This is a genomic window from Polaromonas jejuensis NBRC 106434, from assembly GCF_001598235.1.
Taxonomy (GTDB): Bacteria; Pseudomonadota; Gammaproteobacteria; order Burkholderiales; family Burkholderiaceae_C; genus Polaromonas; species Polaromonas jejuensis.
In genome coordinates, this window is the sequence record NZ_BCYO01000014.1 from 104,501 (window position 1) to 120,276 (window position 15,776).

The 15,776-nt window shown below is 62.4% G+C and carries 20 protein-coding genes; 16 read left to right on the forward strand and 4 right to left on the reverse strand.

Translation table 11 applies throughout. The features are described from left to right. The first annotated feature begins 12 nt into the window (after positions 1-12). From PJE01S_RS15970 to PJE01S_RS15980, 3 genes are read left to right on the forward strand one after another with little or no spacing between them, the layout of a single operon-like run. A complete protein-coding gene (locus PJE01S_RS15970; protein ID WP_068834629.1) occupies positions 13-1,035 on the forward strand; it encodes an MlaD family protein in 1,023 nt (340 codons plus the stop codon). Then, positions 1,032-1,733 carry a hypothetical protein gene (locus PJE01S_RS15975; RefSeq protein WP_068834630.1) on the forward strand — a complete coding sequence of 234 codons (702 nt, stop codon included), beginning with the start codon at positions 1,032-1,034 and terminating at the stop codon, positions 1,731-1,733. Before PJE01S_RS15970 ends, PJE01S_RS15975 begins: the two co-directional genes overlap by 4 nt. Continuing rightward, positions 1,730-2,032 carry a hypothetical protein gene (locus PJE01S_RS15980; RefSeq protein ID WP_068834631.1) on the forward strand — a complete coding sequence of 101 codons (303 nt, stop codon included), beginning with the start codon at positions 1,730-1,732 and terminating at the stop codon, positions 2,030-2,032. Before PJE01S_RS15975 ends, PJE01S_RS15980 begins: the two co-directional genes overlap by 4 nt. Positions 2,033-2,118: 86 nt before the next feature. Here the strand turns inward: PJE01S_RS15980 and PJE01S_RS15985 are convergent, their stop codons facing one another. The 3 genes from PJE01S_RS15985 to PJE01S_RS15995 all read right to left on the reverse strand — a co-directional run bounded on the left by PJE01S_RS15985 (position 2,119) and on the right by PJE01S_RS15995 (position 4,788). Next, positions 2,119-2,916, reverse strand: a complete 798-nt coding sequence (locus tag PJE01S_RS15985) for a slipin family protein (protein ID WP_068834632.1) — start codon at positions 2,914-2,916, stop codon at positions 2,119-2,121. Continuing rightward, positions 2,913-4,364 carry an NfeD family protein gene (locus PJE01S_RS15990; RefSeq protein WP_068834633.1) on the reverse strand — a complete coding sequence of 484 codons (1,452 nt, stop codon included), beginning with the start codon at positions 4,362-4,364 and terminating at the stop codon, positions 2,913-2,915. The genes PJE01S_RS15985 and PJE01S_RS15990 overlap by 4 nt, the downstream gene beginning before the upstream one ends. A gap of 205 nt (positions 4,365-4,569) precedes the next feature. Then, positions 4,570-4,788, reverse strand: a complete 219-nt coding sequence (locus PJE01S_RS15995; RefSeq protein ID WP_068834634.1) for a hypothetical protein — start codon at positions 4,786-4,788, stop codon at positions 4,570-4,572. 280 nt (positions 4,789-5,068) lie between these two features. On the opposite strand from PJE01S_RS15995, the gene PJE01S_RS16000 reads away from it, so the two are divergent. The 8 genes from PJE01S_RS16000 (at position 5,069) to PJE01S_RS16030 (ending at position 11,208) form a co-directional block, all read left to right on the forward strand. Further along, on the forward strand, positions 5,069-5,602 hold the full coding sequence (locus tag PJE01S_RS16000; RefSeq protein ID WP_068834635.1) for a hypothetical protein: 534 nt from the start codon (positions 5,069-5,071) through the stop codon (positions 5,600-5,602). Continuing rightward, on the forward strand, positions 5,599-6,858 hold the full coding sequence (locus PJE01S_RS16005; protein WP_068834636.1) for an Hsp70 family protein: 1,260 nt from the start codon (positions 5,599-5,601) through the stop codon (positions 6,856-6,858). Before PJE01S_RS16000 ends, PJE01S_RS16005 begins: the two co-directional genes overlap by 4 nt. Before the next feature lie 192 nt (positions 6,859-7,050). Next, positions 7,051-7,368, forward strand: a complete 318-nt coding sequence (locus PJE01S_RS16010) for a helix-turn-helix domain-containing protein (protein ID WP_068834637.1) — start codon at positions 7,051-7,053, stop codon at positions 7,366-7,368. 10 nt (positions 7,369-7,378) lie between these two features. After that, positions 7,379-8,725 carry a type II toxin-antitoxin system HipA family toxin gene (locus PJE01S_RS16015; protein WP_068834638.1) on the forward strand — a complete coding sequence of 449 codons (1,347 nt, stop codon included), beginning with the start codon at positions 7,379-7,381 and terminating at the stop codon, positions 8,723-8,725. Between the two features lie 51 nt (positions 8,726-8,776). Continuing rightward, positions 8,777-9,232 (forward strand): DUF2721 domain-containing protein, encoded by a 456-nt coding sequence (locus PJE01S_RS16020; protein ID WP_068834639.1) that lies wholly within the window; start codon positions 8,777-8,779, stop codon positions 9,230-9,232. 154 nt (positions 9,233-9,386) lie between these two features. Then, the gene (locus tag PJE01S_RS25235; protein WP_245660805.1) at positions 9,387-9,545 is read left to right on the forward strand and encodes a hypothetical protein; all 159 of its coding nucleotides are present in this window, start codon (positions 9,387-9,389) and stop codon (positions 9,543-9,545) included. A gap of 28 nt (positions 9,546-9,573) precedes the next feature. Next, on the forward strand, positions 9,574-10,197 hold the full coding sequence (locus PJE01S_RS16025; protein ID WP_068834640.1) for an isochorismatase family protein: 624 nt from the start codon (positions 9,574-9,576) through the stop codon (positions 10,195-10,197). Positions 10,198-10,509: 312 nt separating this feature from the next. Further along, positions 10,510-11,208, forward strand: a complete 699-nt coding sequence (locus PJE01S_RS16030; RefSeq protein ID WP_068834641.1) for a hypothetical protein — start codon at positions 10,510-10,512, stop codon at positions 11,206-11,208. 301 nt (positions 11,209-11,509) lie between these two features. Here PJE01S_RS16030 and PJE01S_RS16035 read toward each other — a convergent pair whose 3' ends face one another. Beyond that, a complete protein-coding gene (locus PJE01S_RS16035; protein ID WP_068834642.1) occupies positions 11,510-12,595 on the reverse strand; it encodes an IS110 family RNA-guided transposase in 1,086 nt (361 codons plus the stop codon). 216 nt (positions 12,596-12,811) lie between these two features. On the opposite strand from PJE01S_RS16035, the gene PJE01S_RS16040 reads away from it, so the two are divergent. The 5 genes from PJE01S_RS16040 (at position 12,812) to PJE01S_RS16060 (ending at position 15,747) form a co-directional block, all read left to right on the forward strand. Beyond that, positions 12,812-13,153, forward strand: a complete 342-nt coding sequence (locus PJE01S_RS16040) for a YciI family protein (RefSeq protein WP_068834643.1) — start codon at positions 12,812-12,814, stop codon at positions 13,151-13,153. A gap of 78 nt (positions 13,154-13,231) precedes the next feature. Then, on the forward strand, positions 13,232-13,861 hold the full coding sequence (locus tag PJE01S_RS16045) for a dihydrofolate reductase family protein (protein WP_068834644.1): 630 nt from the start codon (positions 13,232-13,234) through the stop codon (positions 13,859-13,861). 100 nt (positions 13,862-13,961) lie between these two features. Next, on the forward strand, positions 13,962-14,477 hold the full coding sequence (locus PJE01S_RS16050) for a DUF1697 domain-containing protein (protein WP_068834645.1): 516 nt from the start codon (positions 13,962-13,964) through the stop codon (positions 14,475-14,477). A gap of 121 nt (positions 14,478-14,598) precedes the next feature. Further along, positions 14,599-15,243: a hypothetical protein gene (locus PJE01S_RS16055; protein ID WP_218017526.1), complete on the forward strand. Its 645-nt coding sequence runs from the start codon at positions 14,599-14,601 to the stop codon at positions 15,241-15,243. Positions 15,244-15,270: 27 nt separating this feature from the next. Beyond that, positions 15,271-15,747, forward strand: a complete 477-nt coding sequence (locus tag PJE01S_RS16060) for a VOC family protein (RefSeq protein ID WP_068834647.1) — start codon at positions 15,271-15,273, stop codon at positions 15,745-15,747. Positions 15,748-15,776 lie beyond the last annotated feature (29 nt).

Here is a 15,776-nt window from a genome sequence, read left to right on the forward strand (position 1 = left end):
AAATTTCACACCATGAGTTCACCGCAAGACCCATTGACGCCACCGCCAGCCGGCCAGGACCCCGCAGATCCGCTGCAGCCGGCGCGAACTGCGGCCACCCCCGCACAGGTGGCCAATCTGGAGTTCAAGGCCAGGCTGCTGCTGCTCTTCATGCTGCTGCTGGTGTGCGGCTCGGCGCTCTATGTGCTGTACGCCCGCGGCGCGTTTGAAAGCACCCAGCGGCTGGTGCTGGTCGCCGAGGACTCCGAGGGCGTGGTGGTGGGCATGGACCTGACGTTTTCGGGTTTTCCGATTGGCCGGGTACGGCGCATAGAACTGGCCGAAGACGGCAAGGCCCGCATCCTGGTGGATGTTGCCGCCAAGGACGCGCACTGGTTGCGCACCAGCAGCGTTTTCACCTTGGTAAAAGGCATCGTGGGCGGGCCCAATATCCGGGCCTATTCCGGCCTGCTCAATGACCCGGCCCTGCCCGACGGCGCGGTGCGCACGGTGCTGCAGGGCGACGCCAGCGCGGAAATCCCCAAGGTCATTGCGGCCGCCAAGGACCTGATTGAAAACCTCAACAGCCTGACCGGCAGCAGCGGCGCGGTAGGTGTCAGCCTGGCCAACCTGCAAATCCTGACCGAGCGGCTCAAAGGCCCCGGCGGTGCGCTGACGGTGTTGCTGGGCAGCGAGGCGGAGGCCAAAAAGATAGCCGTCACGCTGGACCGCACCAATGCGCTGCTGGCCAAGCTGGACGGCCTGGCCGCCAAGACCGACACCCAGGTGTTTGGCGAGAAGGGCGTGATGCCCGAGACGCGCGCCACCGTGGTGCAACTCAATGCCATGCTGGGCGAGGCCCGCACCAGCCTGAAAAAGGTGGATGCGATTCTGGTCGATGCCCAGGCCATCACTTCCAATGCCAAGGACGCCACCGCCGATTTGGGGGCTCTGCGCGCCGAGGTGGACACCAGCTTGCGCAAGGTCGAAGGCCTGGTCAACGAGATCAACCGCAAATGGCCGTTTGCCCGCGATGCGGAGATGAAGCTGCCATGAAGACCGCCCTGTTTGATGCGATCAAATTTGTAGCCCTCCTCGCCGGCGCCCTGTTGCTGGCGGCCTGTTCCAGCGGGCCCAAGCCGCCGGACTGGCAGCTCGAGGCCAAGGGCTCCATGGAGCGTTCGGTGGCCGCCTACATGGAAGGCAACACCCGCGTGGAGATGGCCGAGCTGGTGCGCGCACGCGGCCAGCTCGCGCGCACCGGCCGCGCCGACTTGCTGGCCACCGCCGAGCTGCTGCACTGCGCCACCCGCGTGGCCAGCCTGGTGTTTGAACCCTGCGCCGGTTTTGAAGCGCTGCGCCAGGATGCGACACAGGCGCAGCGCGCTTACGCCGATTACCTGCGCGGCCAGCTGCCGCCGCAAAACGCCGCCTTGCTGCCTGAACCGCAGCGCGCCGCGGCCGGCGGCAATGCAGGAGCCGTCAAAGGCATCGCCGATCCGCTGTCGCAACTGGTGGCCGCCGGCGTGCTGTTCCAGAAAGGCCAGGCCAGTCCGGCCGTGTTGCAGCAGGCGGTAGACACCGCCTCGGGGCAAGGCTGGCGCCGCCCCTTGCTGGCCTGGCTGAGCGTGCAGGCCCTGCGCGCGGAGCAGGGCGGTGATGCGGCGGAAGCCGCCCGGCAGCGCCGGCGCATGGCGATCACGCAGGAAAGCGCTTTAACCGTGAAAGAAAAAACCGTGAATGACATCCCGTGAGTTACAGCCTCAAGCTTTACGCCTTTGAAGATGCCTCCGACCGGGAGCGGCGGGACGCCGAGCAGCGCTTTCGCAAGGCGCTGGATGAAACGCTGGGTGACGCCAGCCTGGTGGCGCCGGTCTACACCGCCTACCGGCGCATCGTTGCCACCTATGGCGACGCGCCCGCGCCCGACACGCTCACGGACGCCGAGCAGCAGGTGTTTGACCAGTGGCAGGCCGCCGAGTCAGCCGCCATCACGGCGGCATTTGGGCCGCACCGCTACATGGGCGATGCGCAGTTTGAAATTGAGGCCTGAAATCGCCTTCAGCCCTTTCTGTGCAGGCGTAAGATGCTATTAAAAGAATAGCGATTGAAGACCGGGCGACGGCAGCTCACCCGGCTTCATTCACGCTTGGCAGCCGTCCGGTCGCGCGACAGCAGCGGGCTCAAAAGATCCAGCGGTAGCGGAAACACGATGGTCGAGGCGCGGTCGCCCGCCACCTGCGTCATGGTCTGCAGGTAGCGCAGCTGCATGGCTTCGGGTTGCCGCGCCAGCATCTGGGCGGCCTCCAGCAAGGCTGCGGCGGCCTGTTTCTCGCCCTCGGCATGGATCACCTTGGCGCGGCGCTCGCGTTCGGCCTCGGCCTGGCGGGCAATGGCCCGCACCATGGATTCGTTCAGGTCGATGTCCTTGATTTCGACATTGGTGACCTTGATGCCCCAGCCGTCGGTCTGCGCGTCCAGGATGCGCTGGATGTCGACGTTGAGCCGCTCGCGCTCGGCCAGCATTTCATCGAGCTCATGCTTGCCGAGCACCACGCGCAAGGTGGTTTGCGCGAGCTGGCTGGTGGCCATCAGGAAATTCTCCACCTGGATGATGGCTTTCTGCGGATCGATGATGCGAAAGAAAAGCACCGCGCTGACTTTCACCGACACGTTGTCGCGGGAAATCACGTCCTGCGGGTCCACATTCATTGTCACCACGCGCAGGTCGACCCGCACCATCTTCTGTATCGCCGGGATGAGCAGCACCAGCCCGGGACCCTTGACCTTCCAGAAGCGCCCGAGCTGGAACACCACGGCACGCTCGTACTCGCGCAGTATGCGTATCGCGTTGACGGCGATCACGATCAACAGGACCAGCAGCGGCAGCAGCACGCTGCCGAAAATGCCGACGCCGAAGTTGAAACTGGTGCTCATGATGTGACTCCTTGGGTTTTTGTTGGTGTTTCGGTGTCAATTTGCACGTCCAGCGTCAGCCCGTGCAGGCCGAGCACGTGTATGCGTTGGCCGGGCGCCAGCGGCTGCGGGCTGCTCACGCGCCAGCGCTCGCCCCTGACCCTTGCCCAAGCCTCTCCGTCGGCCACCTCCAGTACCTCGCCCGGCGCACCGGTCATCTCTTCGCGTCCGCTGACCACCGGCCGCCGGCGCGCCTTCAGGGCCATGCCGCCGCCCAGCAATATGACCGCTGCCGAGGTGGCCGCGAGGGCGAGGATCAGCGGCAGCGGCACGCCGAAGCCGGGCGCGTCACTGTCGAACAGCAAAATGGCGCCGGCGATGAAGGCGACCACCCCGCCCAGGCCGATCACGCCGAAGGTCGGCAGGAACAGTTCCGCCACCAGCATCCCCATGCCAAGCAGGATCAGCGCCAGGCCCGCGTAGTTCACCGGAAGCAGTTGCAGGGCAAACAGGGCCAGCAGCAGGCAGATCGCACCGGCCACGCCGGCGATGCCAAAAGTGCTCGACGAGAACTCCGTGATCAGGCCGTACATGCCAAGCATCATCAGGATCAGCGCAAAGCTCGGGTTGGCAATCACGGACAGCAACTCCTGCCGCCAGTCCGGCAACCGGGTTTCATAGGGCAGGCCGCGGGTGGCGAGCTTCACATCGCTGGCCTGGACATGCACCGTGCGGCCGTCGATCTGGCCCAGCAGGTCGGGCAGGTCCTTGGCCACCACGTCAATGACCTTGTCACGCAGCGCCTCGCTGGCCGTCAGGGTGACGGCCTCGCGCACCGCGCGCTCGGCCCAGACCGCATTGCGGCCACGCAATTGCGCCAGGCCGCGGATGAAGGCGGCGGCATCGTTCACCTGCTTGGTGGTCATGGTGTCGGCGGGAGGTGTGGCCGGTTTGGCATCCGGCTTGGCCGCCTTGCCGCCTTCCTTGTCGGTATTTTTATTTTTATCGGCCGGGCCCTCTTTTTCGGGCGGTCCGCGGCCGACTCCAGGCAGGCCAATGGCCACGGGGGTGGCCGCGCCCAGCGTCGTGGCCGGTGCCATGGCCGCGATATGGGCGGCATAAAGCATATAGGTGCCGGCGCTGGCCGCACGTGCGCCTGAGGGATGCACGTAAATGGCCACCGGGACCGGTGAGGCCAGCATGGCCTGGATGATTTTCCGCATCGAGATGTCGAGCCCGCCCGGCGTGTCGAGCTCGATCACCACCAGTGGCGCGCCGCTGTCTTTGGCCTTGCGCAAGCCCTGGATGACGTAGTCGGCGCTGGCCGGGCCGATGGCGTCCTGCACCTGCAGCACCAGTACCGGAGTGGCGCTGACGGCCGGTATCGCAAACACCAGTAGCAGCAGCGCCAGCAAAAATGCACAAAACAGGAAGATGCCGCGCTTGCCGCGGCGTGTGGCCGCTGTCATCCGGCCGTGTAAGGACTTGCGCGCTGACGCCATTGAGGCCTCCAGGAACGCCATAGACTCCGTTCGGACATCCCAACTAACACTATGCGCCAACCGCCAGGAGTCTCCAGCGGCAGGGGGCTATCCCATGAGGCAAACCGGGGATTCAGGCCGATGGGCCGGCGCGGACTTTACCCGGGAGGATGCAGCCTTTTGCGGCCTGTTGTCAAGGCGAGCGGCTCAAACGCGGTGACGCCAGCGCCTGCAACTGGTCGTTGATGGCCGTTTCCACGCCCTGAAGCTTTGGCAGCAATTGGGCCTTGTCCAGTGCGGCATGCAGATGGCGCAAGTCCTTGCTGCTCGTCGTGGCCTTGATCTGGGCCAGCGCGGCCGGAAGGTTGCCGCTTTTGATCAGCGCCAGCATTTTGGTAACCCATTCACTCATGGCAAACCTTTGTTGAGGGTGGATGCAGCGAAGTGTCTGCGTCCTGTATTTTAGTTTTGCTATTAAAAATATAGCTATAAACGCTTTAACTGATTGGGCTGGAGGCTATTTTTATTGGAATTCATGGAAGAGGCCGGGTGCGTCGTGTGCCTGCGGACAGGGGGCTGTAAAATCTGCGCCCCGCCTGGCAGCGCATCCATTTCACGCGTGGTTTTGCGCTGCCGCTTCGTGCCGCTCCGGCCGTGCGATCTTTTGACCTGACTACCTGAGTGATAGCGCATTGACCGACTCCCCAAGCCCGCAGCCTGATCTGGCCGCCGATGTTTCCACCGAAGATTCTTCCAGAATTCAGGAGCCGCGTCTTTGGCGCGGCGACGGCTGGACGGCGCGGGTGATCAAGAACGAAGACGACGACGGCTGGGCGGTGGCCATGGTCAAGGACGGCGAGCCCGAACCCGCGCTGGTCGGGCCCTGGACCATGGGCCGCGACAAGAAGAACCCCAAACCGCTGGACACCGCCGCATTCCACACGTTGGTCAAAACGGCCTCCGAGTTTGTGCGCCGGCACGAGCAGCAGCTGCACGCCACGCTGCACCAGCGCATCACCGTGACGGCCGGCGCGGGGCGGATCACCGTTTCGCTGGACATCGTGCCGGACGAAGACCATCCCCATGCGCTGCTGAGCGCCCATGATGAAGCCGGCGAGCCGCTGGCGCAGGTGCGCGTGGCGCCTTCCTTCAAGCTGAGCCGCAGCAGCGCGGTGGCCTGGGTTGACAACGCTTTTGCAAAGCCGGCTGATCGGGCGGATCGATGAGTGCGACCCTTGACGCCTGCGGGATCGACTTCGGCACCTCCAACTCCACCGCGGGCTGGGCCCGCCCCGGCCACGGCGCCTTGCTGCCCCTGGAGGACGGCAAGCTGACGCTGCCTTCGGTGATCTTCTTCAATGCAGAAGACGAGGACGTGAGTTACGGGCGTGCGGCCATGGCCGACTACCTCGAAGGCTATGAGGGGCGCCTGATGCGCTCGCTCAAGAGCCTGCTCGGCACCTCCATGATTGACGACCACACCGAGGTCATGGGCCGGGCCTTGCCGTTTCGCGACTTGCTGGCCCGGTTTATCGGCGAGCTCAAGCACCGGGCCGAGCGCGCCGCGGGGCGCGAATTCAGCCGTGCCGTGCTGGGCCGGCCGGTGTTCTTTATTGATGATGACGCCGCCGCGGACCGGCGCGCCGAAAGCACGCTGGAAGACATTGCGCGCAAGGCGGGCCTGCGCGACATTGCCTTTCAGTACGAGCCGATTGCCGCCGCCTTTGATTACGAATCCAGCATCTCGCGCGAAGAGCTGGTGCTGGTGGTGGACGTGGGCGGCGGCACCTCCGACTTCAGCCTGATCCGCGTCGGCCCCGAGCGCGCCGGCCGCTCTGAGCGGCGCGACGACATTCTGGCCAATGGCGGCGTGCATATCGGGGGGGCCGATTTCGACCGCGCCCTGAGCCTGGACAGCGTGATGCCTATGCTGGGGCTGGGCAGCCCCCTGAAAAGCGGCTTGACCATGCCGTCGGCGCCGTACTTCAACCTGGCGACCTGGCACACCATCAACATGGCCTACAGCAAAAAAGCCTGGTCGGAAATCACGGAGCTGCACCGCGAGGCGCGCGACAAGGACAAGCTGGAACGGCTGCAGAGCGTGGTCCGCGAGCGTGCCGGCCACTGGCTGGCGCTGCAGGTTGAAGAGGCCAAGATCGCCTTGTCCAGTGCCGCCCAGACGCGGATAGACCTCGGGCGTATTGCCGCCGGTGCGGCGGTGAGCTTGCACCGGGCCGATCTGAATCGGGCCATTGACGGTCTGGTGACGTCGGTGGAGCAGACGTTGGGCAATTTGCTGCGGGATGCCGGTGTGGCGCCCGCGGCCCTTGACACCGTGTTTTTCACCGGAGGCTCCAGCGGCGTGCCCCTGCTGCGCCAGCGGGTGCTCGCGCTGGTGCCGCAGGCCCGTTCGGTGGAGGGCGACCTGTTTGGCAGCATTGGCGCCGGCTTGGCGCTGGATGCCAGGCGCAAGTTCGGCTGAGGCGTGCTGCCCCTCGCTTTTCGCGACGCCGCATGGCTTTGTCCGGCAGGGCCGGCGCTGAAACCTTTCTCTGCGAAAAAGATTTAAAGATAGTTAACTATTCTTGTTTTGAAAAAAGATAGTTAAATATTGCTTTATTGGTGGTGATGGATAAAATACTATCTATCCGTTCAATAACGATATTTTTCTATCATGAAAACCTTGTCTGAAGTGGCAGCACGGCTGGAAGGTGAGCGGCGGCGCCTAAAGCTGGACTACCAGACCATGGCCGAGAAAACCGGGCTCACGCCCTTGTCGGTGCGCAGCGCCTTGCAGGGCCGCACGGCGCCGCGCATCACCACGCTGATGGCGCTCGCTGATCAGCTGGGGCTGGAAGTGCTGCTGCTGCCCAAGGTGGTGGCGGCGGGGCTGGAGGCGCAAAGCGCCGAAGCGCCCGCACCGGCGCTGTCCCGGGTGGACCGCATCGTGGCGGACACCTCCCTGCGCGCGATGCCGGGCTCAAAAACCTAGGGGCCGCGCCATGAACGTTTTGACACTCGACATCTACCTCGGTTCGCTGCGCGCCGGGCTGCTGTTCCAGTACGGCACGGGCGGCACGGCGCTCACGCGCTTCATTCCCGACGAAGCCTTCTGGTCCAACCCGGATTCGCCGGTGATTTCCTGGTCAGCCACCGATGACGACGCCCAGCGCCGCGAGGTTTTCTGGCGCAGCTACGTCAGCACGCCGTTTTTCAATGCCGAAGGCGGCCTGTTGCCGGCTTTTTTCCAGAACCTGCTGCCCGAGGGACCCTTGCGCCGCCATCTGGAAGCGCTGCGTGGCTGCGGACCCAATGACCATTTCGACCTGCTGGCCGCCTGCGGCACCGACCTGCCGGGCAATGTGTTTGCCTATCCAGCGCACCTCGATACCGATGCGCTGGCGCAGGTCGTGACCCAGCACAACGATGCGCTGGAGATGTCCGTCACGGCCGATCCCTTGCCCGAGGCCACGTCCCTGTCGGGCGTGCAGCCCAAGTTGGCGCTGGTCGCACAGCCGGGCCGCTATGTGGCGCGCACCAAGGATGCCGAGGGCACCCACATCATCGCCAAGCTGCCGACGGCGGAATATGCCTTGCTGCCCGAGGTCGAAGAGCTGTCGCTGCGCCTGGCGCAAGCCGCCGGGGTGGACGTCTGCGAAGCCTGGCTGGCGCCGCTGGAGGAGATCGTGGCCGAGCAGCCCTTCGTGCTCGGCGAGAGCCGGCAGTTTCTGGCCGTGAAGCGCTTTGACCGGGGGCCTGAGGGCCACATTCACTGCGAGGATTTTGCGCAAATCCTGCGCATACAGCCCGAAGAAAAATACACCCATCCGGCCGCGACCTATGCCGCCATCGCCCGAACCCTGCGCGAAGGCATGAGCCTGGCACCCGCGCTGGGCGAGGGCGCCGCCGAAGAGCTGATCCGGCGCGTGATGGTGAACGAAATGCTGGGCAACTACGACGCCCATGTGAAAAACTTTGGCGTGGTGTACCGCGACGGCCGCACGCCGGAATTGTCCCCGGCCTACGACGTGGTGGCCTATGCCGCCTATATGGGCGGCCGCGGCCACGCGCTGCGTTTTGTGCCCGGCGGTGAAAAGCAGGCCAGGCTCACGCCCAAAACCGTGCGCAGCTTTTGCAATGCCACGGGCATGTTTGAAACCCGGGTGCGCGGCGTGCTCAATGAGACGGTAGGCCAGGCCTGCGCCTCATGGCCGGCGCTGATTGACGCCAGCAGCCTGTTGGACAAGCAAAAGCAGAACCTGCGCAAGCATTTTGAAGCCTGCGACGCGGTGCAGAGCTGGCGGCGCAGGCGCGCGGGAACTGCCGGGCGCAAGGCGGCCGCGTCGTAAAGCTTGCACGATGCTTGCTTGACAATCTAAAACCCAGAAATTTGGAGCCCAATGATTTTTGCACCTGACCTTTCGACGGTGACCCACGGCATACAACTGGCCGTGGCGCCGGTGTTTCTGCTGACCGCGGTGTCTGGAATGATTGCCGCCGTGGCGGGCCGGCTGGCCCGGATCATCGACCGCGCGCGCCTGCTGGAAAATCGGCTCGAAGCCGACGGCGTTGAAGAGAGCCGGGCCATGAAGATGTATGCGGAGCTCAGGGATTTGCGGCACCGCGGTTGGCTGGTCAACATTTGTATTGCCCTGCTGACCTTTTGCGCGATGCTGATCGGCACCACGATTATTTTGCTGTTTCTGGGCGAGACCAGCGAGCTGCCCACGCTCAGGATCGCCACCGTGAGTTTTCTTTCGGGCGTGATCTGCTTTCTGCTGGCGCTGGTGTGTTTTCTGGCCGAGACGCTGCTGGCCACCCGGCTGCTCAGGTTTGCGCAACCGCCCTCGAATTAATGTCCGCAGCCTTCGTGCATGCATGAAAATGCCTGTAGCCCATGTATGGCGGGCGCAACCAGCTATTAAAAGAATAGCGTACATGGCGCCCGGGCAGGCTTTTAATTCAGCCGTCTCGACGGCAAAGTAGCTTCAACCGCAGGCCGAAGAGGCCTTGCGCGAAAATACCGCATTGTTTGCCGACGGCGTGGGTTTGCTGCAGCTGCAACACACGGGCCGCATCCGCATGTTCGGGCAACATGCCTCCTTGCTGTTTGAGGCTTATGTGATTGGCTTGGTGGAGCGCCTGCAGCGTGATGCGCCTCCGGCGTGAACCCATTTTTTAAATTTCAGGAATAACCATGTTGCTCGATGCCTATGACTCCCAACTCGTACTGGTGGACTATCAGACCCGCCTGATGCCCGTCATTTTTGAAAACGAACTCGTCATCGCCAACGCCGTGCGCCTGGCCCGCATGGCCCAGGCGCTTCAAGTGCCGGTGTGGGCCAGCGCGCAAAACCCCGACAAGCTGGGGCCCAATGTGCCGGCCGTGCAGGCCGCGATTGAAGCGGCGGGCGGCAAAACCCTGGCCAAGATGCATTTCAGCGCCGCCGCCGACGGCCTGGTCGACTGGCTGCGCCCGCCGGTGCGCAAAGCTCCGCAAGGCGGCAACGCCCGCAGCCTGCCCAAGCACCTGCAAAAGCCGGCAGCAGAGCCCGAAGAGGGCAGAAGCACCATCGTCATCGCCGGCTGCGAAGCGCATGTGTGCCTGATGCAGACCGCGCTGGACTTGCTGGAAGAAGAGTTTGAAGTCTGGGTGGTGACGGATGCCTGCAGCTCGCGCAGCGAACGCAACCGCGATGCCGCGTTTGACCGGCTGGCCGGCAATGGGGCTGAACTGGTGACGACCGAGATGGTGGCGTTTGAGTGGCTGCGCACGGCGGAGCATCCGGTGTTCAAGGAAGTGCAGGGGATGGTGAAGTAGGGCGTTTGCGCCGGGATCTTAAGAGAAAAGTGGCTGGAGCCTATGCGGGATGGACGCAGATAGCTACTAAAAGAATAGCAACTCGGGCGCCGAATGGCAAGAAAGGGGCAAGGTCACAGCGCACGCCTCGTCGGTAGAGTGTGCTCACCACCCGCCGGGTTTGACCGGCCATTTAGCAGGGAGCAGACATGCCGATTTTGAAAAAACTCAGACTACATAGAGGTTCTGTTCGCATTGGTCCCCAAAACTATGTTGCGGTGTATCTGACTACACCGCAGACCGCATGATTGACATTACGTTAGACCTTGCAGCATGAGCACTGCCGGCATTCCACAGATTCAATACCCGGATGAGCATCTGGATGATCTGAAACGCATCACACCTCTTGTCCTAGAGTCGCTCGAGAAAGGCGGACTGTCTACGGCGAAGGGAACAATCGAGTTGGGAAAGCTCGATCCGGACTTGGAAGTGGCGTACTTCTACTTTATCTGGGTTTCGGAGTGCAACGGCGTAATTGAAAATTTAAACCTTGTCCTATCGGACCTTCGCTACCTACCTGAGAGAGCGGTGTTTTTGGGTGGGTCACCTTGGACTCGGTATGAGTTGCTTGTGCGCACTTTCTTTCACGAGTTCTACCGCCTTCGTGAGATTCTGAATGCCATCTTGGCGTCTTGCGTAAGGCGGGGCTACATCATGAAAGATGAACAGCGCCTCGCACGGGAAGCGTTTCATGGCGCAATTGAAGAAACGATTGAACTTCGGAATAGCGTCGTTCACGGTAGCACGGGCTGGAGCGGAGAGGACCATCTCGGCCTAAACTTGGCATCGACCGCACACTCCCGTGGGCAGTGCCTCGTGCATCGCGAAACGGGCGCAGAACTGACAATTGAGGCCGCTTTGCGGCCGGTTTGCGACAAGGTCACAGCCGCGTTGGAGGGTGAGGGGGTCAAAGTCTCGACGATCATGGAAGCATTTGTACGGGACACCGTGGCCATCACAAGAAAGGTCTAACATGACATATATGGACTCCCCCTCAACGGCAAGAAACTGACCGATAGTTTGGCTGTTGGGGAAGCGCCTGCAGTCGTATATCCGGCATCTAAAGTGGACTCTGATGTGGTCCGTGCCGACATGGAATCTGCGTCACCGGCGCGCCAATCGCTACGAGCGGCAGGCAAGCTGCCGGAATTGTTATCGGCGTCTGTCGGTGCGGGGTGAACCCTGTTTGCCATGATGGTCGATCAATCTCGTCGCAACGCGTGATGGGTGGTCAAACTTTCTTCCTGGTGACGGCTGTTCTGGCTGTTGGCAATCAGGCAGGCATCACAAAACTCTGCCGGTTGATCTTCTTGCCAAGCCGCACGGTTTGTTCACCAAACGGCTCCTTGTCCCTGAGCGTGGCATAGCAAATGCGCGCCAGCTTGTTGGCCAGCGCACACGCTGCCTTGTTGTGATTGCTGCGGGCCTGCACGTCCAGCGCCCAGCGGCGCACCCCACAGACTTCACGCCCGGCGTCCTGCGCCACCTTGGAGGCTCGCAGCACACTCCTGGCCCCATGCGTGAGCAACATGCGCAGGTAGCGATCGCCCTTCTTGGAAATGCGCCCCAGATAGCGGCTATTGCCCGAGCTGTACTCCTTGGGCGTCAAGCCAAACCAACTGGAGAAGTGGCGGGCATCCTTGAAGTGGCTCACATCACCCGAGGTGGCGGCCACCATTGCGGTAGCCGTTAGCAGGCCAATGCCCGGAATCGACAGCAGCGTGGTACAGGCCGGACTCAACCTGGCCAGTGCCGCCAACTCACGCTCCAACTGGGAGATTCGGCCTTCGAGCAGGCGGATTTCTTCAATCAGTAACTTCGCCGTGCCCCGGATCAAATCCGGCACTGTCGTATTGGGATCGGCCAAGACCCGGCTGATTGCTTCAATGCCATTGCGTGCACCCACAGGAATGGCGATGCCAAACTCATGACAAAAGCCACGCAGGGCATTGATGCGCGAAGTACGCGTGCCCATCCACAGGGAGCGGATGCGATGCATGCCTTGCAAGGCCTGTTGCTCGACTGACTTCACCCGCACCGGGCGCATGTCCGAGGCACGCGCGGCTTCCAGCAAAGCGGCCGCATCTGCAGCACCGGTCTTGTTGCGCTTGACGTAGGCGCGGATGTATTGGGCGGGCAGCAGACGAACCTCAATGCCCAGGCCATCGAGCCAGCGACCCCAGTGGTGTGCCGAACCACAGGCCTCCATGATGACCAGAGATACCTCACGGTTCAAGAACCAGCGTTCAAACTGGGTGCGTGTGAGGCGCTGTGTTTCAACCACGCGCCAGTGCTCATCGGCAACGGCCAGTTGAAACACAGACTTTGCAAGATCGACGGCAACGGTAGTAGCATTCATGTCGGACTCCTTACGTTTGAAGACCTGATCCACACGCCAATGAAGACCAGTACGCAACTGTTGCGCAAGAAAACGGGGGAGTCCATCCCATCAATCGACACGGACCCACACCTGCAGGAGGCGGCTTCGCCGCAAAAGGTCGTGGTCCGGTCATTTCTACGTTAGGCCGCACACACACACTTCGCAACCGTCATCAATCTCTAAGGAAAGCGCACTATGGCCAAGTACCTGATCTCCTTCCCCAGCGCGGCGATGGTCGTGCCCGACGGCGAGTGGGAGGCGGTAGGCCGCGACGCGCACGCCGTGATCGATGAGGCGAAGGCCGCCGGCGTTTACGTCTTCGGCGGCGGCATCGACGAAGACGTGCCGCCCGTGCTCGTCTCGGCCGACGGCCGGGTCGCCGAGGGCGGCTACCCGTGGGCGCCCCCGCTTGACGGCGGCTTCACCGTGCTCGAACTGCCCTCGCGCGAGGAGGCCGTCGCGTGGGCCGCGCGTATTGCGAAGGCCTGCCGGTGCGAACAAGAGCTACGCGTCTTCGGGTTCGACCCGCGGTCCTGATGGCGGCACTGAAATGGCGCAGGAAGTGCAGCCTAATTCAGGCGTTAGGCCGACATCCGAACATGCTAGAGGAGCATCATGAGCAAAGTATTCGTCTACATTGGACTTAGCCTCGATGGCTACACGGCACCGGAAGGAATGACCATGGGCAAGCCTGAGTACAAGAACTGGGGCGCTAAGTGGGGTGCGCTGATGGCCTGGATCCTCAATCAACAGTACTTCCGCGAGAACCTCAAGCTCGGATCAGGGGGTGAGACCGGTCCGGTCAATGACCTGCTTCGCAGCACCACGGAGCGCATCGGTGCCAACGTCATGGGCAAGCGAATGTTCGAACAAGGCGAGGTCGCCTGGCCCGAGGAGGCTCCTTTTCACACACCGGTATACGTGCTTACCCATGAGAAACGCGAACCCTGGGTGCGCCCCGGTGGGACGACCTTTTACTTCATCAATGACGGGCCGGAGCGTGCCCTAGAGTTGGCTCGGAAATCCGCAGGCAGTCGTGATATTCGTATCGCGGGTGGGGCGGATGTGATCCAGCAGTACCTGAACCTGGGTGTCGTCGACGAGCTGGAAATCGCCTTGGCACCTGTGTTGTTCGGCGGCGGGCGGCGTCTCTTCGAGAACCTACGCGAGCCCGGGCCGCAGTTTCGCATTGACAAGGTTCTTGATGGTCCAGCCGCCACACACTTGCGCTATGTGCGTCAGTGAGGGCGGCCTAACAACCGGTTGCAGCAGACGGTCCGCTGCGCGGCCCGCCGCTGAACCGGAGCGTTAGGCAGCACCCCACCACCATCTCGCGCAGCCACCCATGCCCCGCTATGTCGCCTTCCTTCGTGGAGTCAGCCCGATGAACGCCAAGATGCCGGCGCTCAAGCGTTGCTTCGAGGCGGCAGGCTTCTCAGACGTTCGCACGTTGCTCTCCAGCGGGAACGTTGTGTTCAATGCTCGTTCGTCGTCCCCGGCCACGCTGGAGCGCCGCGCTGAGAGAGCAATGCAGTCCGAACTTGGTCGCACATTCGGCACTATTGTCCGGTCCGCCGAATACCTACAGGACTTCATCGAATCGGGACCCTTCGCTGAATTCAGCCTTCCCCCAGCGGCCAAGCGGGTTGTCACGTTCCTTCGCAGCCCCGGCCAGATAACGTTCGAGTTACCTATTGAACGCGACGGCGCGAGCATTCTCAAGTTCACCGGCTCTGAGGTCCTCTCTGCCTACGTTCCGGGCCCCAAAGGTCCCGTGTTCATGAGCCTGCTCGAGCGAAACCTTGGCAACAATATCACCACCCGCACACTGGAAACGGTGCGCAAGTGTGCGTGGGCGTAGAACCGAGTGGTATGAGCCGAGTGCCGCCTAACCCCATCAATCGAGCGGACAGCCAAAGGGCTACGCCCTTCGTCTGCCGCTCATGTCAAACGTTAAGTTGCATATGAGAGCCTCAATCGCATTGGCCTTCCAGCGTTCTGCCAACGTGAGCCGCGCCGCGCTTTATGGAACTGAGCGCGACGCGCAACTTCCTTTGAACCTCGCAGCGGACGCGAGGGTGCCTTTCCTGGGCTATTGCGGACCGCGCTACGCTGTAGGGAATCCGGTTCTTCTGGCTATCAATTCTGGCGGAGGAGCCGACGAGTATCGTGAACGCCACGCCGAAGACAGAGAGCTGATTCCGCTCGTTGAAGCGTTTGTGCGGGCGAATCAGGGGACAAGAGCGCGGACGTTCGAGGCGATGTCTCGCGTGTACATGCAGCATGTGCAGACGTGGAATCTGAAGAATATCGTGACGCCGACGCTGGAAGCGTGCGGGAGGACGGTAGAGGAAGTCTGCTACATAAACCTGTTCCCCTACCGTACGCGCAAGAACAACATGCCAAGTGCGAAGGCCCGCTACGCTGCTTGGGAGAATATCGTCGCGCCACTATTGAACGAGCTACGCCCAATTCTGCTCATTGCTCTAGGAAAGAAAGCCGGAAGGGTTGCAGAGCGATTTCCTCAACCGACTTCCAAGCTTTTTGTAGTCCCACGCACCAATGGTGATCGGTACGTCTGCGACGAGGCCAAGGCCGTGCTAGAGATGATCCGCAATGCGACTTAACTCCAACGTTAGACGCCAAGGAGCATCATGACGGTCAAGCGCATGGACAACGTCGGCATCGTGGTGGCAGACATCGATGCCGCCATTGAGTTCTTCACCGAACTTGGCCTCGAGCTCGAGGGGCGCGCCCCAATCGAAGGAGACTGGGCAGATGGTGTCACTGGATTGCGCGACATGCGCGTCGAGATTGCCATGATGCGTACGCCGGACGGTCACGGCCGGCTCGAGATGTCCCGATTCCTCGCGCCGCCCGTGGTCGCCGATCACCGCAGCGCCCCGGTGAACGCTCTCGGATACCTACGCGTCATGTTCACCGTAGAGGACATCGACGATACGCTCGACCGGCTCGGCAAACGCGGCGCGAAGCTCGTCGGCAAAGTGGTCCAGTACGAAGACATGTATCGGCTCTGCTACATCCGGGGCCCTGAAGGAATTCTCATCGGGCTCGCCCAAGAGCTCGGGCAGCCTACTCCCCGAGCGAATGCCAAAGGACGTAAGCGTTGAGAACTGAAGAATTGGCGTCTAACAAGGCG